The organism is Mucilaginibacter sp. P4_D1, from assembly GCF_056401935.1.
On sequence record NZ_JBFUIJ010000012.1, the window covers coordinates 21,106 to 43,358 of the forward strand.

Sequence of the window (22,253 nt, forward strand, 5' to 3'; positions counted from 1 at the left end):
AACTTACAAGCACGTCATTGTAAGCGATAGCGTGGCAATCTCGTAACTACGCAAACGGGGCTATACAAGGACGATTTGATGTCAATTAATCAACAGCACCTTTATTCTATTTGCATAGAATGGAGAAGCTAAGAAATTTTTATGCCCTGTTTTGGATCCTGGGCTTAACCCTGTTGATTTACGCCTTCTTTAGGATAAAGCAGGAAATTTTCCGGCATAGAAAGCCAGCTACAGAAATAAAAAAGCCCCTCTCCTGATCATCATTGGGGGACATCCACAATCACCTATCACAACCGCCATTGTGATGAACGAAACAATCTCCAAACTATGCTTCATGTTTTTGTGGGTTACGAAATTATTTTGTAGAAGCTACAACATCGGCCCGCTCTTGGCCGCGGGGGCCAGACACTTTTGTCTTGATACAAAAGTGTCCAAAAAATCAAGTCAGCAGAAATGCTTCTTTGCGCTCCTGGCCTTTGCCCTGCAAAACGGCCAAAACCTGGGCTTGAATTATTTGTCCCCTTGCTTTGCCCGCACAGGTCGCCCCTTCTGGCAAAACTTCCTATGCCCTGCCACTGCCCTGACCACCATCGTTTTGACAGTTTTTGCCCGAAGCTGTTCTGCTGACACTTTGGGGAAAACGAGAGCTTTTTCATATAAACATACGCAACTAAAATTCTGCAAATTCTCAAATCCTGAAAACGGCTCAGCCCTCTTGAACACCTTTGAAAAATCATTTACATGTGAAAAATTCTGATTCTGACAACTAAAAAGCTGTTCTGCCAGCATACCTCATTTCAAAAGATCCTCTGCCGTTCCCTTTACTGCCGGGCCAATATCGGCAGGGAGGCTGTCTTTGAGTATTTTTAGGGCTTCTGCTGCTGTTCCGCTGCCCAGTAGTTGGTTGTTGGGCAATCTTACTTCAAAATAGCCTTCGTCAACCGGATTTATAGTTGCTATATCGCCGGTGTAGGGATAGCCGGTACATTTGCTAAAGCAAAGTCTGTTTAGGCTGGTGAACGGGAAAAGTTTGCTTAAAACTTCGTCGTCCATTGCCAGGCTGATAAACTCTTTTAAGTGGTCTGTTGGCGGGTGATTTAATGTTTGGTGCCAGCTATATTCAACCTCCCGGCCTATGTCAAAGGCATGGGCTTTATCATTGGGTGTAACAAACGGGAATTTTTGATATAGTGCTTTTGTTGTAATGTTATTACCAAGCCAGTAATCAATAGCCATAGCAAGCTGATTAATATCGGGTGTTGAGCCGTTGGCTAAACAAACACCATCCCGCCAAAAATCGGGCAAGTAAAGCTTTCGTTTTGCGGCGATGTATATTTGCGAAAACTTATTTCCGTTTTCGACACTGGCATAAACAATCGGGAACTTTACTTTGATGTCCTCATCAACCGCTACCCTAAAAGCAGAATTTATTTTAGCCAGTTCCAAATCAAGGGCTTTATCAAGGCTGCCAACCGTCTCTATTTCAATATACTTGCCGCTTTTTTTGCCTTTGCCGAACATTAAAAACACAAACAACCCGAATGTGGTGGTGATAATTGAAACAATTACCCAATCCTGCGTCATTTCCGGCCTGAATTGCAGCTGCCCGTGCGAACCTACTACCCAAACACCCATTGTAACCAGGCAAAGCAGTAAAAACAATATGGCGAAAAGCTTTTTTAACATGTGGTGAATGATAAAGGTTGGTGTAAGTTAATAAGGTTTGGGCGATTGAGGGGAATTTTTTGGTTTGGGAAAGTCACAAGTGTGCATCGCTTGTTTCCATTGTGCAAGAATGGCGCTAAAGGGGTTACAAACCGAAGGGAACTATACGCATATTTACTTAGAGGATGGCAAAAAATATTTAGCAAGCAAAACCCTCAAAGAGTACCACGAACTGCTGGAACGGTCAATTTTTTACGTACCCATCAATCACACCTCATCAATTTTAAAAAAATGGGCTCGTACGTAAAATCAGACGGCGGTTTTATTGTAATGGACGACAATAGTCAGATCCCGGTTTCGCGAATGAAAAAGGAGGAGATTGTGAAGAGGATCAGGGGCTGAAAGGCTTGTGCTTTACAGGATATTTTATAAAATAGGTCAACAGGTCATCAACCAGCAGGCGGCCACTCAAAACTTGTACTAAGGGGTTATGCACCTTATTTGTTCATCGCTGAGCTATTACATGCAACATATTCTAAAGTATTTGCAACATACGCGCAATTAAAGCCGGACGAAATTTTGTTTTTTTGGAGATATCCCGATCATCATCAAACACTGCCATGAAGAAATTTTGCCTGCTTAGCACTTTAGTAATTATGCTATCCTCCGCTATCGCCTTTAAAACCGAGACTAACCTCCTGGTTGGGAAATGGGAACATACAGGCACTTACCAGGGGGCGCCCTTTAATTTTCTGGCCATTTTCAGGGCCAATGGAACCTTTGATGGTTTTATCAATAAAAAGGAATTTGTAAGCGGAACTTATCATATGAACAATGATACACTCCACATGTCTGATCCTACCTGCAACGCCAAATATGAAGGTAGCTATAAGGTTGAGTTTTTTGGCCGGCAAGACTCCCTTAAATTTCATGTGGTACAGGATACATGTATGGGCCGCAGGCAAGGGACTGATGGATTGCTATTTAAAAAAATAACCGCGGCCAAATAGCCACATCGTGCATGAAAAAGTTTTGCATCACCCTATTAGCGCTTGGTTTCATCCTGGTTATTTCGCTAAGCGCGTTTAATGATCCGGAACAGGTAACGGCTGCAGCATTGGGCCGCAAGTTATTTTTTGACCCAATACTCTCCCGCACTAAAAAAATCAGCTGTGCGTCTTGCCACAAAGAGGAGTTTGCCTTTTCCGATACTTCCGCCATCAGCTTAGGTGTACACAACAGGAAAGGTGTGCGTAACACTCCCTCAGCTATGAACATGAGCTTACAGGTAGCTTTCTTTTGGGACGGGCGTGCCGCCACACTGGAACAACAGGCCCTGATCCCGCTCCAAAATCCTATTGAAATGGATATGCCCTTAGCTACAGCCGTGTGGCGACTGCAAAACAATGCTTATTACAAAACGGCATTTTTAACCATTTTTAACGAAGCGCCCAATGCCAATAACTTAGCCAAGGCATTATCAGCATTTGAGCGTACACTGGAAACCGGCGATTCGCCATTTGACGACTGGCGCCTGAATGATAATGAGGCCGCCGTTAGCGAATCGGCCAGGCGGGGCTTTACTATTTTTAATACCAAGGGGCGTTGTATCCAGTGTCATTTCGGTCCCGACTTCAATGATGTCGAATTTCGCTCCATCGGTTTGTATGACGGAAAAAAAATGTCAGATAGCGGCCGCGCCTGCGTTACCAAAAAGGTAAATGACCTGGGCAGGTTCAAGATAGGCGCTTTGCGTAACGTGGCAATAACCGCCCCTTATATGCATAACGGCATGTTTAAAACACTGCGACAGGTAATTGACTACTACAACGACCCGGATAAAATTGTACCCTACTCCATTAACCGCGATACCCTGCTTAAAACGCCAATGAATTTAACTGAACAGGAAAAAACCGATCTGGAGAATTTCCTGGTTTCATTAACCGACAAACGGTTTGCGGGGAAGCTGAAAAAGACGCAGCCTTAACATGATAGCAGGGTGGCCTGGCACGCGTTATCCAGGTTTATTGTGGGTTTACAGGTATTTGAATTTACTAAGTTTATAAACGTCTCTATCTTATGAAAAAAATAATTTTAAAGAAAGTGTTAATCAGGTTATGTCAGGCCATCTTTAGCTATGTAACTTTTAGTAGTGCAGTGTACGCACAGGCGCCAAAACAACCCGACACCATGACGCAATTGCTTGATTATTCCCGGCCGGGGACAGCACACGCGCAGTTGGGAAAACTTGCCGGCACCTGGCTGTTTCAGGATGCAAAGCTGGCCTTTGTTAAAGGTACGCTGGTGCGTAAGCCCATCTACAACGGGCGATTTTACAGCGTTGAAATGACAGGCGGGAAACTACCTGTACCCGTTGCCGAGGGGAAAATGAAGGAGGATTTTTACCAAAGCATGCAAATTGAAGGGTTTGACAACCCCAAAAAGAAATACATCAGCACCTCTATCAATAATCATATCGGCAGCGACATTCAAATGCAAACCGGCACTTTTGACCCTGCAGGGCAAGCGTTCACCTATGAATGGGATGATGAGCTAATCCCCGGACAAGCTCAAAAGAACCGCCGGATTTTGACTATTCAGGATGCCACCCATTACAAGGAAGAGTTTTATGAAATGCAGGGCAATGCATTTGTTAAAGTAAGGGAACTGGATTACACGAAGACCACCGGTAAATAACAGTAAGTGAGCAACTTTTGCCTTTATGGTAACAATTTAGCAATCACTCCCAAAGTCCTGCCGAACTCGTTTCGGCACCTCACATGCTACGTATACATCAAGTGGGTTGCCTGTTCTGTGGGATCCCGAAATAAGTCCGGGACGTGTTATGAGAAGGCAAAGTTCACTTTAGCGCAAGAGCGATGGGGTACTTGTGAGTGCTTTAGGTCTGAAGTATGCAAAATCCTGTAATCTGAAAAAACTGCCTAATCCGAGTTCAGCCAAACTCCCCCCCGCGATAGGGATGGCAACGGATACCGGCCAGGCGCCTAATGCCTTGTGCGCGTATGAGTGTACAGCCCGGGCCGCAGGCATCGCCATGAAGAAGAATCAAGAATTAAGAGTCAAGAATCAAGACTGAAATTGTCAATACTTCGGCAACTCCAGTTACTCGAGACGTCAGTTTAGTGTTAACCATGATTTTAATATAAATTGTTTATTATCAGGTGTTTGGTGTATTTTGTGTTTGAAATGTGTTAAGTTATGTTAACCCAGTTTTGGTGTATTTGCCCCGCAACAATTCGCGCGAAGCTGTCCCATCTGCAAATTATTTCCTTATTTTGAATTATGGAACCACTAACTCTCACCAAACCCCAGGCCCGCAAAATCATCCTCCATGCCGCTGGCCTGGCCCGGCAGGCGCAGTTTGGGACGGGGATTGAAGCAGTTTACCGGCTGATTGATCACCTGGGGTTTGTGCAGTTGGATACTAATTACGTGGTTGAACGGGCGCACCACCACGTAATGGCCGCGCGGGTGCCCGATTATGAGCCGGAATGGCTGGGCGAACTAACCGCCGACGGCCGGATTTTTGAATATTTTACTTCCGACGCGGGGTATATCCCGATGGGAGATTTTCGTTTTTCGCTGCCCGTTAAGGAAGGTTTCTCGGTAAACCGGAAGCCTGTAAGTCCGGCAGAGGCCCGCCTCATGAAACAGGTGCTCGACAGGGTGGAACGCGAAGGCCCCCTGATGGTTGGCGATTTTGAAAACGACCGCCTGGAAGCCAGCTCGGGCTGGTGGGACTGGCGGCCGGCCAAAGTGGCGTTGGAAAGGTTGTACCTTGACGGCAAGCTGACCATTACCCGCACCAGGGCTTTCCATAAGGTATATGATGTGCCGATGAACTTAATCCCCGCGGATACAGATTTAACCATGCCCACGGCAGAGGAATTTGCCCGATTTGTGATCAGGCGTACGCTGGGGGCATTGGGGATTGCCTACGTTAAAGAAATGGCCTGGCGCGCGCGTTACGTGAAGGGCAACCTGGTTAAAAAAGAACTGGAGAAAATGGTAGCTACAGGTGAAGTGCGCATGGTACAGGTAGATGGGCTGAAAAGCGCCCCGCTTTATATGCTGCCCGGTCAGCAAACTGAGGTTGAACTGGCGGGCGATGCCTTTATCCTTTCGCCCTTTGATATCCTGAATGTTTTCAGGCACCGGCTGAAGGACTTTTTTGACTTTGACTACCAAATTGAATGCTTTGTACCCGCGCCCAAACGTAAGTATGGCTATTTCTCGTTACCGGTACTGGTAGGCGATACATTTGTAGCTCGCATGGATGCCAAAGCCGACAGGAAACAAAAAATACTGCTTGTACACAACCTGCACTTTGAAGAGACAGAGCTTGACGAGGCTATGATAGGGAAGATAACAGTAGCGCTAAAGGCGTTTGTACAATTTAACAAGTGCCGGGATATTGTTTTCAAAAAGTCGAACCGGGCGGATTATTTGGCGGCTGTTGGTAGGGCATTTTGATGACAAGGGGATCATTTTTAAAGCTAAAAAAAATGTCATTTCGAACGAGGTACGAGGAGAAATCTTTTACGCCCTGTATTACTAAAGTACCTTGGAATGTAAGGGCGTAAAAGATTTCTCCTCACGCCAACGCTCAAAACCTCTCCTCGTTCGTTCGAAATGACATTTTGTTTTAAATGATGCTTGTGGATAACTTGATGAGTAATGCATGGGGAGCCGCATGTGATGCGTCTCTACAAGAAAACAAAAAGACGATGAGTTTTACACCCACCGCCCCTTTCAATATATGTTTCAATCAGCTTTAACTACAAAGCCAATACTTCTTTAACTCTTTCAGCAGCTTCTTTTAGTAAGATAGCCGAGAATACTTTCAATCCTGAATTATCGATGAGTGCTTTTGCTTCGGCGGCGTTGGTGCCTTGCAGGCGTACAATGATAGGTACAGGGATGTTGCCAATTTCTTTGTAGGCATCAATAACACCTTGTGCAACACGATCGCAACGAACGATACCACCAAAGATGTTGATGAGGATGGCTTTAACGTTTGGATCGCTCAGGATGATGTTGAAACCTGCTTTTACGGTTTCGGCATTGGCAGTACCACCAACGTCGAGGAAGTTGGCAGGCTCGCCGCCGGCAATTTTAATAATATCCATGGTGGCCATAGCTAAACCTGCACCATTAACCATACAGCCTACGTTACCATCAAGCTTTACATAGTTAAGGTTTGATTTGCTGGCTTCAACTTCGGTAGGGTCTTCCTCGTCGGTATCGCGCATAGCGGCGTAATCCGGGTGACGGTACAGGGCGTTATCATCCAGGTTAACCTTGGCATCAACAGCTAAAATTTTGTTATCAGATGTTTTTAAAACCGGGTTAATTTCAAACTGCGATGAATCGGTAGCATCATAAGCTTTGTACAGGGCCGCTATAAACTTGGTCATGTCCTTAAAAGCCTCGCCAGATAAACCTAAGTTGAAAGCGATTTTGCGGGTTTGGAAAGCCTGCAAGCCAACTTTAGGGTCAATTTCTTCTTTAAATATCAATTCGGGGGTCGAGTGTGCAACTTCCTCGATATCCATACCGCCTTCGGTGCTGTACATGATAATGTTACGGCCTTTAGCCCTATCAAGCAGTACGCTCATGTAAAACTCTTTTACTTCGCTTTCGCCGGGGTAGTAAACATCCTGGGCTACTAAAATTTTCTTAACTTTTTTACCTTCGGGTCCGGTTTGTGGGGTAACCAGTTGCATGCCAATAATATTGCCTGCAATTTCTTTAACCTGGTCGTGATTTTTGGCCAGCTTTACGCCACCGCCTTTACCACGGCCACCGGCATGTATCTGGGCTTTTATAACCACCCAGCTCGATCCCAGGTCTTCTTTCAATTTTTGGGCAGCTGCAACAGCCTCTTCGGGTGTGTCAGCAACAATGCCTTCCTGTATTCGTACGCCAAAGCTTTTCAATATCGCTTTGCCCTGATATTCGTGGATATTCATGTTTTTTGAAGAATTTGCGGTAAATCTACAATTTTTGTTTAAAGTAGGGGAGGATTGCAGCGTTTATTTGACAGTACTTATTTTATCATCACCTTTTAGCCAGAAAGAAATTTTACTGCCCTGGCCCAATTTGCTTTGGATGGTTAGTTTACCGCCATTTTTTTCGATAAAATCCTGGCAAAGCGAGAGCCCCAGCCCCGAGCCTTTTTCGCCCGAGGTGCCATCTTTATGGAAATTTTCTTTGCGGAATATTTTGGCAATATCCTCGGCAGACATGCCGCCGCCGGTATCTTCTACATACACTTCAACAAAGCCGGGTTTGGTGCTGTATCCCAGGGTTATTTTGCCGTCAACCGCGGTAAATTTAGTGGCATTGCCAAGCAGGTTGCGCAATACCAGTTTTATCATGTCCCTGTCGCCGTAAACAGCAATGCTTTTATTAATGTTGTTAACCAGTTCAATGTGTTTGTTGTCGGTGTTCAATTTAAACAGGTGATAGTTTTCGTCGGCAATTTCCATTACGTCAAATAAAACCGGGTTTACCTGGATGCCGTCCATCTGGCTTTTTGCCCAGTAAAGCAGGTTATCCGTAAGGCTAAATGCCGAGCCAATGTTTTCGTCGAGATGGGGGATAAGCTCCTCTAATTCTTCCAGCGAGATCGAACCGGATTTTACCAGATCGAGGGTTTGTTTGAGCTGGCCAATTGGCCCCCTTAAATCGTGCGAGATGATGCTGAAAAGTTTGTCTTTGGTTAAATTTGATTCCTGCAGCGCCTTGCTTTGGGCCAAAATCTCGTCGTTTTTATCACTTAATTCCCTGGTTTTTTCCTTCACCTTTTTTTCAAGCGCCAGTTTTTGCCTGTTAATACGGCCATTGTTTAATATACCGAACAGGTAAAATAACAGCGCGGCTGTAAATGCATATAATAAATAAGCCCACCAGGTTTTAAACCAGGGCGCAGTAACATGAAACGAATAGGAATCTGTGCGGCTTATTTGCCCGTAAATATTTTTGGCCCGCACAAAAAAGGTGTAATCGCCATCGGCAAGGTTGGTAAATGAAACTTCGCGGTCATGGCTCCAGGCCGACCATTTATCTTCAAACCCGTTTAATTGGCATTGATATTGAATTTTATCGGCGTCCTCAAAAAACGGGCTTGTAAAAACAAATTTCAACCTGTTTTTTGAAAACGGAATATCGTTTTGCGGCAGCCCGGCCCCGTTAGCAAAAATGGTTGAATCTGCCGCCTTTACGGTTTTGATGTATACCGGCAAAGGTTTATGGTAATAAGTTGGCTGATTGGGGATGTAATTAACAACCCGCTTTAAATTACCAATCCATACCTGGTTGGTGCCAGCTGCAAGTACGGGTGCATCTACATCAACAGGCAGCAGGCCATGCGTAGCCAACGCAATTTTTTTAAACGGCGTAAACAGCAACCTGAATGAGCCATTGGGCTGCTTAATAAAAGCTCCTGCACTTTGCTCTTTTTTTGATGGCGCACCCCAAAAGTAAATATCGCCTTTGGCAGTTTGTGTAGCTGTATAAATGCAAACCCCCTGGCTTACCTTACCAAGTATGGCATCGGGCTCAAACCTGTTTTTTGTTTTGTTGTAGCTATAAAAACCATTGGTGGTAGCAGCTATAATCCGGCCGTTTAAGTGGTAAATCCGGTTGTTAAGGGTCGATGGCAATCCGTTTTTTGTATCATAAAAGGCGGTGCTGATTACCGAATCCATCTGCGCGTTTAGCCTTAGCTTATAAATACCTTTATTGTAATGGCTTATCCATATATTACCCTCATCGTCCTGTTGTATATAGCGGGTTTCCTGTTCAAAACCCCTGATCTTTTTTTCGTGCCAGGTGTTGCCTTCTTTTGATAAAAGCCAGATGCCCGTGTTATAGGTGCCCATAATCATGCAGTCGGGCTTGTTTTTTACCTCACCCAGGGTTTGGATAAACCAATGATGAATTAAAGGGATGGCTTTTTTGCCTTGAATTTCAAAAACCCCGGTACGATGAGCTAAGTATAGTTTGTTGCCGAAATTAAACATGTTCCAGTTTTCCGTTTCGGTTCCGGGAATGGCAGAAAACGTTGAATTGTCGTTTTTATAGAAAAGTGCTTTATCGGTACCCACATATAAATCGTTGCCTTTTTTACCAAGGCACAATATGGTACCATCGAGGCCATTATTATTGTCATATATGGATAAGGGCGAACTTGAAATCAACTGTGTAATATAGGTATCAGCGCCAAGCCAAATGTTTTGGGCCTTATCCAGGAAGCAAAAGCCGGTATTAAGGTTAAGCCCCAGCATATCCTTTGAATTGAAGTTTACCGTTTGGCCAGCCCTGTTTAAAATATAAACGCCTTCCTCGGTAGCCATTACTATTTTCCCTATATCCATGTATAGCAGGCTTCGCACAGGAATATTTTTGGTGCTGGTAACCGGATTTTTGGTAAGCAGCAGCATTTTTTTACTGCTATCGGCTTCCAACGGGTTTAATGACCATATCCGGTTATTATCGTCGAGCAAAAGGTATTCACCATTTTCATAATCGGCAATTCGTTTTATATGCAATCCGGCTAGTTGCTTGCCAAAACCGGCATCGGCAAACCCGCCGTTTTTATAAACTAACAAGCCATTACCGCTTAACGAAAACAATTGCTTTTTTAGCCTAAATAACCAGTTATCGGCAATGTTGAGTATTTTAAGCTTGCCTTTGCTGTACCGAAAAATGTTTTTATTGTTATTGAAAAATACCTCGTCGTTAAAAACTATTGTTTGGCGTATATCATTCAGGTTTTTATAGGTTTTGGGAAGCAGGGGTAATAGGGTATGATACTTGTAATTTGCTGCGCTATCTTTCCTGAAATAACCAAGCTCGTTATAGGATCCTACAAAAATCTCGTTTTTTGAATCAAGCCCCAGCGAAAACACATAGTTTTGATTGGCAATGGGCATTAAATCCCAGGTTAGGCCATCATATTTAACAACGCCATCGTTATTGGCAATATACAGCACTCCCTGGTTATCCTGTGCCATAGTCCAGCTTTGAATGCCGGCGCCGTAAACGTTCATTGGATATTTTTCAACAAATAGCTGTTGAGCATTTATAAGTGATACATTGAAAAGTATAATGCAGCAAACTATCAGAAGGCGCATATCTTATATTTAGGTGTTTGCGATAAGTTTATTGCTACTTTAAAGTTTTGTATTGTCGCCTTTTATACGGGTTTTAGTATATTTTGTTATACTATTTTAACATCATCGCCTTAAATTTAGCTAAAATTTAGCAGGTTATCAACGCCGCGATAAAATCAACCAAAATAGTAACTTTGCGTTATGCTTAAAGCTAAATCCATCTACAAGTCATACGGGCAGTTACAGATATTGAAAGGTGTTGACCTGGAGGTTAAACGTGGCGAAATTGTGACCATTGTTGGCGCATCGGGCGCCGGCAAAAGCAGTTTACTTAATATTTTGGGCACGTTAGACAGGCCGGATTCGGGTCAGTTATATATTAATGATATCGAGCTAAGCCAGCTTAACAATAAAAATCTGAGTGATTTCAGGAACCGGAAAATTGGCTTTATCTTCCAGTTTCACCATTTACTGGCCGAATTTACCGCCCTGGAAAATGTGTGCATCCCGGCTTTTATAGCAGGTGTATCAAAATCAGAGGCCGAAAAGAAGGCTAAAGAGCTACTGGATTTATTGGGCCTGGGCGATAGGGTAAGCCATAAACCGAACCAGCTTTCGGGCGGTGAGCAGCAGCGTGTAGCTGTTGCACGGGCTCTGATCAACAACCCCGCGTTGATATTTGCCGACGAACCATCGGGCAACCTCGATTCGGTAAACGCGCTGGAATTGCATGAACTTTTCATTAAGTTGCGTAAGGATTTTAACCAAACCTTTGTAATTGTTACTCATAATGAGGATCTTGCCAACCTGTCTGACCGTACGGTTATTATGAAAGACGGTTTAATTGTACCATAAGCTTAGCTATTAAATTGAAGATACTGATAACGGCAGCAAACGCTGCACCGGCTTACAAGCAGAAAAACAAGTTAAACGGCGCCGACATAATCATGGGCGATTACATGGACCTGCCGGATTTTATGCTGAAGCCCGGCCAGCTCATTCGGCTGCCTAACCCTGCATCGCCCAGTTATACGCACGAAATGCTGGCTTTATGCCTCGACTTAGGGGTAGGCAAGGTTTACCTCTTCCGTGAACGGGAAACCGAACTGTTAAAACAATCGGAAGTATTATTTAACGAATATAATATAACAATCATTGCCGGCAACGATGACATATAAGGATATTGATAAGCGCAAAAACGCGTTTGTACTGGAGCTGGATGATGTTTTATACCCGGCCAAAGATTATATATACCAGGTGTACTACCTGTTTGCAAACATGCTGGAGTATGTTGAACTGGTTGATGCCAAGCAAGTAATTAGCTTGATGACAGATACCTACGTTGCCGAAGGGCCGGAGTTTGTATTTGATAAACTTGAAGAGGAGTTTCCTGTTGCTGCGCAGTACAAGGATAAATTTTACGGCCTTTTTGATACCGCCAAGCTGCCCTTGAAATTGCTTTTATACCAAAATATGCTTACCTTACTTCAGGAAGTGGTTATTGACCGTAAAAAGCTATTTATTGTTACCAACGGGAAAGTTATACAACAGGTAAATAAGATAAAACAGGTGGAGTGGCATAAGCTTGAACCGTATCTTACCTGCTACCTGGCCGATGAAACCGCCCCAAAACCAGAGCCCGATGTAATACACCTGTTAATGCAGGAGCATAACCTGCAACGTAGGGATATTTTGATGATAGGTAATTCGGAGGTAGATAATTTATGTGCTGAAACCGTTGGGATTGACTATATCAGCGTCGATAAATTTTTGTAACGTCTGTTGTAACATACTTATTTTTATTTCGTTAACACATTATACTCGTTGTACATGAAAAAAATATTTTACTTAACTATAATTTTGGCAGCCGGTTTATCCGCCTGCTCAAAAAAGAAAAATACCACCACTGATGATGGTATATTAACTGCCCCTACTAAAACGGGTACTACGCTCGATTTGATAAAAGATTCTGTTTATCTGTATGCCAAGGAAACTTATTTATGGTACGATGCCATACCCGATTACAAAACATTTCAGCCACGCAAGATCACCGCATCTGCCGATGCAGATGCACTTACCAAAGAGGTTGACCAAATCTCGCAATACAAAATAAACCCAGCCACGGGTCAGCCTTATGAGTATTACGCTGCAGATCCGGGTTCGGCTAAATATTCGTTTATCGATGACGGTTCGGTATCTACAGAATTAGGTGGTACCAACGGCGATTTTGGTTTTTCGGTTTTATACCAGGAAACTACGGATTTGCGCATCAAATACGTGTATCCCGGTTCGCCGGCAGATAATGCGGGCCTGAAAAGAGGTTACCAGATAACCAAAATAAACGGCCGTACCAGTCTTGATTATGATAACGGAACAAACGTTCAGTTTGTAGTAAATGCTATTTTTGGAACCGATCCGCTTACCATGACCGTGAAGAAGCCCGACGGGACATCTGCTGATGTTTCATTAGCCGTGGCAACTTATACCACAAACCCGGTTTTAACCTATAAAGTATTTACCGAGGGTGCCAAAAAAGTGGGATACGTGGTGTTTAATACCTTTACTTCGCCAACCAATGCCAGCCCGCAATTATTAAAGGCGTTTAAAGCTTTTACCGATGCTGGTGTTACCGAGTTGGTTGTTGATTTACGTTATAACGGCGGCGGCTATGTATCAACTGCCGAATATTTAGACAACCTGATTGTGCCGACTGCTAAAAACGGATCGAAAATGTACACTTATTACTATAACGATAAGCTACAGGCCGATAATCACCCCTTGTTGAGCGCGGTATATAATATTCAAAAAGGCGACTTTTTACCTGCAAATAACACCGTAAATTTTGCTAAAAACGGCACGTTAAATATCAGCCGGGTATTTTTTATTGTAACCGGGTCAACAGCCTCGGCCAGCGAATTAACTATCAATAACCTGCGCCCCGAAATGGATGTACAGTTTATTGGCCGCACAAGCTATGGTAAACCGGTAGGCTTTTTTGCTATAGATATTAATAAATACCAGTTATATGTGCCGCAGTTTGAAACTAAAAACTCGGCCGGCGTAGGCGGCTATTACGCTGGTATGAATCCTGGCACCACCGATTACCCAGGTAAAAATGATTACGATGATGTTACCAAAGATTTTGGCGATAGTACAGAAGTGTTATTGCAACACGCTTTAAACTTTGTTAAAACAGGTACCTACGCTGTATCCGGGCCAAGAGTTCAAAGCCTGGGCAAATCACAAACCATGACAGCCGACCAGGTAAACACCATGACCCTGAAATTAGACGAACGTAAGTTTAGAGGAATGGTAGGTAGTAAAAAGACACTTACGCATAAATAAGCCGAAAGCTTAAGGCGTAAAGCTGAAAGCATGATATTACCTAATAAAAGGGGCAAGGGATTCTTATCTTTTGTCCCTTTTTAATTCAGCGGGATACTAATATAGAACCCAGGCAAATAGTATTAAATTAAGAGGTATTTCGCGCAAAGACGCAAAGCGATTAGCTTATTTTTTCTTAGCGTCTTATCTCCTTAGCGACTTTGCGTGAGAACATCTGCATCTAATCGGCCAGTTCCCGCAAATCAACAGCTACTACCCGCGATATCCCTTGCTCAACCATGGTTACGCCATAAATAACATCGGTGCTGGCAATGGTGCGTTTATTGTGCGATACAATGATGAATTGCGAATCTTTTGAAAAGGTGCGGATGATATTGTTGAATTTATCAATATTGGTATCATCCAATGGGGCATCAACCTCATCAAAAATACAGAATGGGGCTGGTTTTAACAGGTAAAGGGAAAAGAGTATGGCTGTGGCCGTAAGGGTTTTTTCTCCCCCGGATAATTGGTTGATAGACAGCGGGCGTTTACCTTTTGGCTTCGCGATAATGTCAATGTCCGATTCAAGCGGATGACTTGGATCAGTCAGGATCAAATCGCATGAGTCCTCATCATTAAACAGCGAACGGAACACTTTGATAAAGTTTTCACGCACCATCACAAAGGCATGCATAAATTTTTCTTTGGCGGTATCATCAATCTCCTGTATGGTGGCCAGCAGCGATGCCTTAGCTTCGCTCAAGTCCTTCTTTTGGGCCTGGATGAAGGTGTAACGCTCATTCATCTCATTATAGGCCTCAACCGCCATCGGGTTAATAGCGCCGAAATCATCCAGTTGTTTTTTTAGTTTCTCGGCCTTTTCGCGAAGCTCCTGTTCGCTTTCGGCCGGCGTTTCGGTTTCTGGCAGGTCTTCAATATCTATGTTAAACTCAACCGAGAGGCGTTCTTTAAGCGCGTTTAGTTCCAACTTCAGGTTATTACGCTCATCACGAAGTTCATTTTCAATTACCTCGTGGTTATCTTTTTTACGGCGAAGGGCGGTTATCTCGTTTTCGTTTTCGGTTATGAGGCCACGCCATTGGTAGTATTCCTGCTCGGCCTGTTGAGTGGCTTTCTCCAGGTTTTCCTTCTGCTCGTACATCTCCAGCAGGTCATCATCGGAGTTATCAGATTGTTTCAGGTTGTCCTGTATGGCAATTTTTACCTTTTCCAGTTCGGTACTGTTTTGTTTAATGCGGGCCTCCAGGTTTTCCTGCTGATTATCGCGGTATTCCAGGTCTTTTACCAGGCCCGATACCTTGTTTTGCTGCTGGTGAAAACGGATATTCTCCTGGTTAAAGGCGTTTGATTGTACCGATACATATTCGTTCAGCTCGTTAAATTCGACCTGTTTATCAACAAGTAGTTCGCTTTGAATTTGCTTCTGGGCTTTTAAATCGGCCAGCTGCGGGTGCAACGCTTCCATTTCGGCTTTAATGCCTTCAATTTTGCGGGCTATATCATCCTTACGGTTAAGGCTGTTTTCAATAAATGTCTGGTACTGCTCCTGCCGGGTTTTTACCGTGATCAGTTCGGTGTTCAGCCGGTTAATGATCATCTGCTGCTCATTAATCCCGGCGCTTTTGGTTGATGATTTTAAGGCAGATAATCTACTATGTAATTCGTCAGATTTGCTTTTCTGCGTGTTAACCAGGTTTTCTATACCCTTAATCTCTTTAGCCAGGTTTTCCAGGTTTTTGGCGCGCCCAATCCTTTTCCCCTCAAACAAACCAACCGATCCGCCGGCCATGGTATGCCTGGATTTGTTGAATTTGCCGCTTTTGCCTATCAGTACAACGCCATCGGGAAGGGCAGCGTTGTTAATTTGCTGGTCTTTATCGTCATCAACCAGGTATACATCTTTCAGCAGATGGTTGCACAGGTTAATGTAGCGTTTATCAACCTCAATAACCTTAAGGGCCGATACCGCGCCCGCATTTTCAAAAGCAGGGTTAGTGGGGTTTATCTCGTTATAATTTTCAAGGATAAAGAAATGCGCCCTACCGCGTGACGAATTGCTCAATAGCTGGATAGCCTTTATAGCTTCATCATAATTTTCAACTACGTAATAGTTCATCAGCGGCTCCAGGTAGTTTTCAATAGCTACGCGGAATTCCTCTTTACAAAACAATACATCACTAAACAGGGGGGCATTTTTGGCCCAGTCGGTATTTTTCTTTAAAAAACGAATGGACTCGGGAAAGCCTTCCAGGTTATCCACCATGCTTTTGGTAAGGTTGTACTCGTTTTGTTTGGCGTCCAGCTTGCGGCTTTCTTTAATGATGGTATCTTTTACCAAACTTAGCTCGCTGTCTGTTTCGGCTATCTGCTCCTTTAACTTATTTTCAAAGTCGAGGGATTGCTGGTAATCAAAATCCAGCGTTTCCTTACGGTTTTGCAGCTCGGCAACTACCTGGTTAAAGTGCGAAAGTTCCACCTCCTTATTGGTGGTGTCTTCCATGTTACGCTGACTTTCCTGTTCCAGGGCCTGCTGCTGTATTTGCAGGATATCAATGTCCTTTTCGGCCTTATAGGCCTGGTTTTGCAGGCGGGTATTGATACCGGTTATTTCGGTAAGTTCGTTTCGGGCCGATGTTTGCTGCAGGCGCAACTCGTCAACCGCTTCTTTCAAATCGGCCAGGCGGGTTTTAATGGTTTGCAGGGTTTCATCCTCCAGCGCCTTTTCTTCCGACAAGCGTTTGATGTTATAAAAAACGTGGTTTAACTGGTTTTTATCTTTATCCAATTCTTCGGTTAAGCGCGCTTCTTTATCCTGCTGAAATTTTAGCTGCTCGTTTTTGATCTTTTTCTCGCTTTCGTACGCGCGAATCTTGGATACAAATTCGTTGGTGGTTTTTTGCTGTACCGATAGGTTCTTCTCTTTGGTGATGCTATCCAGCTTTTGTTGTTGCAGGGCTGCCTCCAAAGTATCTATCTGGGCAACAATGCCGCCTTTATCCGCTTTTTGCTTTTGCTCCTGGTCCTGAATTTTTGCCAACGATTCGCTGAACGACACGATGCGGAACGAGGCCAACATAATGCTCAGCGATTTATACTGATCCTTTATCCGGTAATAGCGCTCGGTTTTTTTTGCCTGGTTTTCCAGTGTTTTCAGGTTCTTTTCAATCTCGAAAAGCAGGTCCTCCACACGCTCCAAATCGGCCTCGGTATCTTTAAGCTTGTTAAAAGTTTGCTTTTTGCGCAGTTTGTACTTAGAGATGCCGGATGCTTCCTCGAACAAATTACGGCGAGAGCCTTCTTTGTTGGTAATGATCTCGTCAATCATCCGAAGCTCGATAATAGAGTACGAATCTGAGCCGATACCCGTATCCAGGAAAAGATCGGTAATATCCTTTAAACGACACTGTACATCATTCAACCGGTACTCGCTTTCGCCGGTGCGGTAAAGCTTGCGGGTAAGGGTAACCTGCGAATAATCCGTAGGCAGTACGTTTTTGGTGTTATCAAAAGTGAGGGAAACTTCGGCAAGGTTGGCTGCTTTGCGGGTTTTGGTGCCGTTAAATATTACGTTGTCCATCTTCTCCGATCGGAGCATCTTAGTGCTTTGTTCGCCCAATACCCAGCGGATGGAGTCGACAACGTTTGATTTACCGCAGCCGTTGGGCCCTACAATAGCAGTTACACCCTCATTAAAATTAATGGTGATCTTATCTCCAAAACTCTTAAAGCCCTTGATTTCTAAGCGGGTAAGCTRCATTTAATTTGTTGTATCCCTTGCAAAAATTTAACCTTCAAAGTAATCATAAAAAATTGAGTTTATTAAACTTTTTTTGGGAAAGGGGAGGAGGTTAAAGGCGAAAGGTAAAGGGTGAAAGGTTAACGCGTTTTGTTTTGTTATTTCAGTTTTGGGTAATGGTGAAATTTGGCGAAACGCGGAAGGAGGAATTACGTTTATCGCATTGCGGCGATTCGACTCACCCCGACAACCCCGATAAATATCGGGGCGTCACCCCTCTCTCCGACTGCGTCGCATAGAGGGGCAAAAAAATAAGCTTCACCCTCTTTGCGGCTTCTGCCGGAGAGAGGGTCGGCCAGCGCAGCGTAGCCGGGGTGAGTAGTAGCCAGCGTTCAAAGCCGATGTTTATTTGAACCGAAACACGTCTGAGTAGTAAGAACCGAAGTTATAGGTCCTTGTTCGATTTTGTATTTTCCGCCCCAGAGCTTGAATAAAGCTTAACCTAAACTTAAAACAAATAATGCTGTGTTTTTTATATTACTGAGTAACTTTATGCAACAATAACCAATAGAACCAATTGAGATGAACACACAGGAAGTAGCCGAAAAATTAGTTGAGCTTTGCCGCGCCGGCAAAAATTTAGATGCCATAGATGAGCTGTATGCCGATAATGTGGTGAGCCATGAACCCAAGGGTTCGCATATGGAGCTTTCGGAAGGCAAGGAGGCTGCGATAGCCAAAAACCAGCAATGGTATGATATGGTTGAAGAGGTTCACAGCGGCCAGGTATCTGACCCGATTGTGAGTGGTAACTTTTTTTCGGTTACCATGGATATGGATGTAACCTATAAAGGGCAGGGCCGAAGCATGATGAGCGAAGTTTGTGTGTATGAAGTTAAAGACAGTAAAATTGTAACCGAATCGTTTTTTTATAACCTTCCCCAATAAACCTGAATATAAAAGCCCTCCGGATGTACTATCGGGAGGGCTTTTATAATTATGGACGCGGCGGCAAAGGCGGGCGCGGCGGTGTTGGCAAATGTAATGGATTTGGCGGTGCAGGCGGACGCGGCGGCAATTTTATATGCAACCTGCGATGCCTGTGAATGCGCCTGTGACGCCTCCTGAACGGATTTGGCGGTGCAGGTGGCCTTGGCGGCGGAGGCGGAAGCTTTATCTGTAAAACAGATGTTGCTTCAACAACCGGTAGTGCTTCGGCAGTGGCGTCAAAAGCCTCAAAGCTCATGAGCGCTATGGTTGCAATTGTTATAATTTTTGTGACTTTCATGTACTTGTAATTAATTGGATCAAAGCAAATTCAACATTATAACTATAAAAAACAACAATTGTTTACTCCGGTTTCTTAAATAATATTTCGTAGTAAAAATCGGCTGCAAATTGTGCTGCCTCAAGCCATCTTTTTTGCGTGGGTTTACCGGCATCAAACAAAGGGTTGAAATGCCGTTGCAACTCGTGGCCAAAACCTTCAAATACTTTTATGTTGTTTTTTATATGCAGGTCATCTGCCTTATGATGGATAGTGATACTGCCATACATGCCGGTATCTACCTGTATGGGGTTTACAATACGGTCATGTGAGCCGTAAACGCTCACAATAGGTACCCGCGCGTTTTTTAACCAGCGGATGTCAAGAATGCCTCCCCAAAAGTTAATGATGCCGGCAATTTTGGCTTTGTCGTCGGGTTTAAGCAAGGCTGTCGAGTCAACTACGCCTGTACGTCTTGATAGTTCGGCATTGCTGCTATAAGCGGCTTGCAAGGCTATTATGCCGCCCGCCGAGTTACCGGCAAGAATTATTTTGTTGGTGTCGATATGGTATTCGGCATGGTGCTGTTTAAAATAAGCTATGGCTGTTTTTACATCCTGTACGGCGTAATAACAGCTTTTTTGCAATTCATCAAAATGGAATACCGGGTTGTTTTTGCTTAGGCGGTAGTTAATGGCCGCGCACACATAACCGCGCCGGGCAAAATCAGTACTCCATATTTTGATGCCCCGGGCAGTTTTCGAGCCGTATTTAAAACCACCGCCGTGCATCCAGATAATTAGTGGTCTTGCGGTAGAATGGTCGCCTTTGGGTTGATATAAATCGAATAAGTATGATTTTTTATCATCGGGCTTCGCGCCTGGGTTGTAGCTTAGGTTTTCTGTTATATCGATATTAGGGAAAACATGATCTTTGTATTGATGTATAGCGGGGCTTTGCGCGCTTAGGTTTGATGCTGTAAGTAAGGTTATGAATATGGATAATGCAGATTTATACATTGGTGTGTTTAATGTATATACGTTACAACTAACATTATCAGATGTTTGCAAAGGAGGTTGTTATAACCTCACGTTGTAAAGGGAAGTTGATTTTGAATTTTTGCGAAGTACCCAGGATGAGATTCGAACTCACACATCCATTCGGATGCCACCCCCTCAAGATGGTGCGTCTACCAATTTCGCCACCTGGGCATTTTTAAGTTTAAAGTCTTAAGTTCTAAGCCTTAAGTGTTTCACTTTAGACTGTAGACTTAAGACTTTCAACTTCATTTCCGGCGTGCCCGAAGAGAGACTCGAACTCTCAAGAGACAATTCTCAACGGCTTCTGAGACCGCAACGTTTACCAATTTCGCCATCCGGGCCTGTTGTTTTATTAACAAGCGTGCAAATATAAACGTTTCCGTCAAAAAGCATTATAATAAATTAAAAAATTGGCGGGTAGTTGTTACTTGCCCGGTTTAGGCTTAATTTAGGCTTCATGAAACGTTTTTACCAGCTAATAATCACAGTTTTACTGTTTACGCCATTTATTTCGGCAGCGCAAACCATCACCATTTTACAGCAGGATAAGGCAACCAGTATTCGCGGTTTATCGGTTGTTGATGATAAAACCGCCTGGATAAGCGGCAGCAAAGGCCACATAGCCATTACTACCGATGGCGGCGCAACCTGGGCCTGGCAGCAGGTTGCCGGCTATGAAAAAGCCGATTTTAGAGACATTGAAGCATTTAATGATAAAGAGGCCGTAATCATGAGTTCGGGCAGCCCCGCACTGGTGTTAAAAACTACCGATGGCGGTAAAACCTGGCAGGAAAAATGCCGCAAAACCGATAGTATATATTTTTTTGATGCCATGGATTTTGCCGATGCCAAACACGGCTATATTTTAGGCGACCCTATAAAAAATAAGTTCCTGCTGATGGAAACCAAAGATGGCGGCGAAACTTGGTCCGAGATGCAAAACACGCCCGATGCCTTACCCGGCGAAGCGGCCTTTGCAGCAAGCGGTACCTGTTTAAGGGTTAATAAAGATTTGGGTGTGGTTATAGCAAGCGGCGGCATGGTGGCCCGTTTTTTACAATTGTGTAATTGCGATAAGCCACAATGGCAAACAAAAAGTTTACCGCTGGCACAAAATGCAGGCAGTAAAGGCTCTTTTTCCATATCTGATGATTTGCTGGTAGCAGTAGGGGGTAACTATTCAAAAGATAAAGTCACGGATTCTGTAATTTGTAAGTACGACAAAAAAAGCAACGCCTACAAGGTTTTACCGGCAGGTGTTACGGGGTTTCAGTCGTGTGTAGAGCGCATACAGGGGCGTACATATTTATCCACCGGGACATCTGGTACCAGCTTATCGGCAGCCTACGGCGAGTCCTGGAAAAAAATTGATAACACCAGCTTTAATGTTTGCCGCAGAGCTAAACATGGAAAACTGGTTTTATTGGCCGGCGACAAGGGTAAAATAGCCGTATTTAAAATGTAGTTTATTGGCAATTAATAGCTTAACAAATACTTTACAATTAATTACAATTAGCACTTGCATCGTATTATTAATCGCCCTATATTTGCACCACTTTAAACGGGAACGGTAGCAGTATCGGAAAAGTTGAAAAGTAATGATTCCGTAGCTCAGCTGGTAGAGCATAACACTTTTAATGTTGGGGTCCTGGGTTCGAATCCCAGCGGGATCACGAAAAGCCTTTGAAAGAAGGCTTTTCTTATTTAAAACCATAGTGAATCGCTTAGAACCGAAACGGTAGCAGTACCGAAAAAGTTGAAAAAGTAATGATTCCGTAGCTCAGCTGGTAGAGCATAACACTTTTAATGTTGGGGTCCTGGGTTCGAATCCCAGCGGGATCACAGAGCAAACACAAAATACCAGAGTTTGCAATCGTTTTGAAGGAAGAGCCTCTTGAAAAAGAGGCTCTTTTTTTGTTTAAAAGTGCGTTTTTTAAATMAAAAACGCACTTTTAAACAATTAATTACAGGTGTTGGGGAGAAAAGTAATTGGTTTGAACAAGCCATATATGCTATATCGGCCCCTGTTTTCGCCAAAAATCGGATCAGTAAGAAAG

The 22,253-nt window shown here is 43.8% G+C and carries 18 protein-coding genes and 4 tRNA genes; 14 read left to right on the plus strand and 8 right to left on the minus strand.

What is annotated here, in order from left to right; translation table 11 throughout:
- Nucleotides 1-304: 304 nt before the first annotated feature.
- Complete coding sequence (locus tag AC1DV1_RS12985; protein WP_477359772.1) at nt 305-757, plus strand: hypothetical protein; 453 nt, start codon at nt 305-307, stop codon at nt 755-757.
- 35 nt (nt 758-792) lie between these two features.
- On the opposite strand, the gene AC1DV1_RS12990 is transcribed toward AC1DV1_RS12985, so the two are convergent.
- A complete protein-coding gene (locus AC1DV1_RS12990; protein WP_477359774.1) occupies nt 793-1,686 on the minus strand; it encodes a DUF6193 family natural product biosynthesis protein in 894 nt (297 codons plus the stop codon).
- A 270-nt stretch (nt 1,687-1,956) separates the two neighbouring features.
- On the opposite strand from AC1DV1_RS12990, the gene AC1DV1_RS12995 reads away from it, so the two are divergent.
- The 5 genes from AC1DV1_RS12995 to AC1DV1_RS13015 all read left to right on the plus strand — a co-directional run bounded on the left by AC1DV1_RS12995 (nt 1,957) and on the right by AC1DV1_RS13015 (nt 6,159).
- A complete protein-coding gene (locus tag AC1DV1_RS12995) occupies nt 1,957-2,067 on the plus strand; it encodes a hypothetical protein (protein ID WP_477359776.1) in 111 nt (36 codons plus the stop codon).
- 218 nt (nt 2,068-2,285) lie between these two features.
- Complete coding sequence (locus AC1DV1_RS13000) at nt 2,286-2,675, plus strand: hypothetical protein (protein ID WP_477359778.1); 390 nt, start codon at nt 2,286-2,288, stop codon at nt 2,673-2,675.
- 11 nt (nt 2,676-2,686) lie between these two features.
- A complete protein-coding gene (locus AC1DV1_RS13005) occupies nt 2,687-3,652 on the plus strand; it encodes a cytochrome-c peroxidase (RefSeq protein WP_477359780.1) in 966 nt (321 codons plus the stop codon).
- 92 nt (nt 3,653-3,744) lie between these two features.
- Nucleotides 3,745-4,362 carry a DUF1579 family protein gene (locus AC1DV1_RS13010; protein ID WP_477359782.1) on the plus strand — a complete coding sequence of 206 codons (618 nt, stop codon included), beginning with the start codon at nt 3,745-3,747 and terminating at the stop codon, nt 4,360-4,362.
- Nucleotides 4,363-4,968: 606 nt separating this feature from the next.
- The gene (locus AC1DV1_RS13015; RefSeq protein ID WP_477359784.1) at nt 4,969-6,159 is read left to right on the plus strand and encodes a winged helix-turn-helix domain-containing protein; all 1,191 of its coding nucleotides are present in this window, start codon (nt 4,969-4,971) and stop codon (nt 6,157-6,159) included.
- 305 nt (nt 6,160-6,464) lie between these two features.
- Here the strand turns inward: AC1DV1_RS13015 and sucC are convergent, their stop codons facing one another.
- The gene (gene sucC / locus AC1DV1_RS13020) at nt 6,465-7,718 is read right to left on the minus strand and encodes an ADP-forming succinate--CoA ligase subunit beta (RefSeq protein ID WP_477359991.1); all 1,254 of its coding nucleotides are present in this window, start codon (nt 7,716-7,718) and stop codon (nt 6,465-6,467) included.
- A gap of 3 nt (nt 7,719-7,721) precedes the next feature.
- Nucleotides 7,722-10,826, minus strand: a complete 3,105-nt coding sequence (locus tag AC1DV1_RS13025; RefSeq protein WP_477359786.1) for a sensor histidine kinase — start codon at nt 10,824-10,826, stop codon at nt 7,722-7,724.
- A 180-nt stretch (nt 10,827-11,006) separates the two neighbouring features.
- Here AC1DV1_RS13025 and AC1DV1_RS13030 point away from each other — a divergent pair, with 180 nt between their 5' ends.
- Genes AC1DV1_RS13030 through AC1DV1_RS13045 form a run of 4 tightly spaced genes read left to right on the plus strand, consistent with a single transcriptional unit; the run spans nt 11,007 to nt 14,150 of the window.
- A complete protein-coding gene (locus tag AC1DV1_RS13030; RefSeq protein WP_477359788.1) occupies nt 11,007-11,660 on the plus strand; it encodes an ABC transporter ATP-binding protein in 654 nt (217 codons plus the stop codon).
- A gap of 14 nt (nt 11,661-11,674) precedes the next feature.
- Nucleotides 11,675-11,983 carry a hypothetical protein gene (locus AC1DV1_RS13035; protein ID WP_477359790.1) on the plus strand — a complete coding sequence of 103 codons (309 nt, stop codon included), beginning with the start codon at nt 11,675-11,677 and terminating at the stop codon, nt 11,981-11,983.
- Nucleotides 11,973-12,581, plus strand: coding sequence for an HAD family hydrolase (locus tag AC1DV1_RS13040; protein ID WP_477359792.1), 609 nt, complete (start codon nt 11,973-11,975; stop codon nt 12,579-12,581). Before AC1DV1_RS13035 ends, AC1DV1_RS13040 begins: the two co-directional genes overlap by 11 nt.
- Before the next feature lie 54 nt (nt 12,582-12,635).
- Nucleotides 12,636-14,150, plus strand: a complete 1,515-nt coding sequence (locus tag AC1DV1_RS13045; protein WP_477359794.1) for a S41 family peptidase — start codon at nt 12,636-12,638, stop codon at nt 14,148-14,150.
- 220 nt (nt 14,151-14,370) lie between these two features.
- Here AC1DV1_RS13045 and smc read toward each other — a convergent pair whose 3' ends face one another.
- Complete coding sequence (gene smc, locus AC1DV1_RS13050) at nt 14,371-17,910, minus strand: chromosome segregation protein SMC (protein WP_477359796.1); 3,540 nt, start codon at nt 17,908-17,910, stop codon at nt 14,371-14,373.
- Nucleotides 17,911-18,471: 561 nt separating this feature from the next.
- Here smc and AC1DV1_RS13055 point away from each other — a divergent pair.
- A complete protein-coding gene (locus tag AC1DV1_RS13055; RefSeq protein WP_477359798.1) occupies nt 18,472-18,837 on the plus strand; it encodes a SnoaL-like domain-containing protein in 366 nt (121 codons plus the stop codon).
- A 49-nt stretch (nt 18,838-18,886) separates the two neighbouring features.
- On the opposite strand, the gene AC1DV1_RS13060 is transcribed toward AC1DV1_RS13055, so the two are convergent.
- The 4 genes from AC1DV1_RS13060 to AC1DV1_RS13075 all read right to left on the minus strand — a co-directional run bounded on the left by AC1DV1_RS13060 (nt 18,887) and on the right by AC1DV1_RS13075 (nt 20,537).
- Nucleotides 18,887-19,177: a hypothetical protein gene (locus AC1DV1_RS13060; protein WP_477359799.1), complete on the minus strand. Its 291-nt coding sequence runs from the start codon at nt 19,175-19,177 to the stop codon at nt 18,887-18,889.
- Nucleotides 19,178-19,239: 62 nt separating this feature from the next.
- The gene (locus AC1DV1_RS13065; RefSeq protein ID WP_477359801.1) at nt 19,240-20,175 is read right to left on the minus strand and encodes an alpha/beta hydrolase; all 936 of its coding nucleotides are present in this window, start codon (nt 20,173-20,175) and stop codon (nt 19,240-19,242) included.
- 108 nt (nt 20,176-20,283) lie between these two features.
- Nucleotides 20,284-20,367, minus strand: a tRNA-Leu gene (locus tag AC1DV1_RS13070).
- A gap of 86 nt (nt 20,368-20,453) precedes the next feature.
- A tRNA-Leu gene (locus tag AC1DV1_RS13075) sits at nt 20,454-20,537 on the minus strand.
- 116 nt (nt 20,538-20,653) lie between these two features.
- Here AC1DV1_RS13075 and AC1DV1_RS13080 point away from each other — a divergent pair.
- From AC1DV1_RS13080 to AC1DV1_RS13090, 3 genes are all read left to right on the plus strand, one after another.
- On the plus strand, nt 20,654-21,661 hold the full coding sequence (locus AC1DV1_RS13080; RefSeq protein WP_477359803.1) for a WD40/YVTN/BNR-like repeat-containing protein: 1,008 nt from the start codon (nt 20,654-20,656) through the stop codon (nt 21,659-21,661).
- A gap of 135 nt (nt 21,662-21,796) precedes the next feature.
- Nucleotides 21,797-21,869: transfer RNA gene (locus AC1DV1_RS13085), tRNA-Lys, on the plus strand.
- A 96-nt stretch (nt 21,870-21,965) separates the two neighbouring features.
- Nucleotides 21,966-22,038, plus strand: a tRNA-Lys gene (locus tag AC1DV1_RS13090).
- The last annotated feature ends 215 nt before the right edge of the window (nt 22,039-22,253 follow it).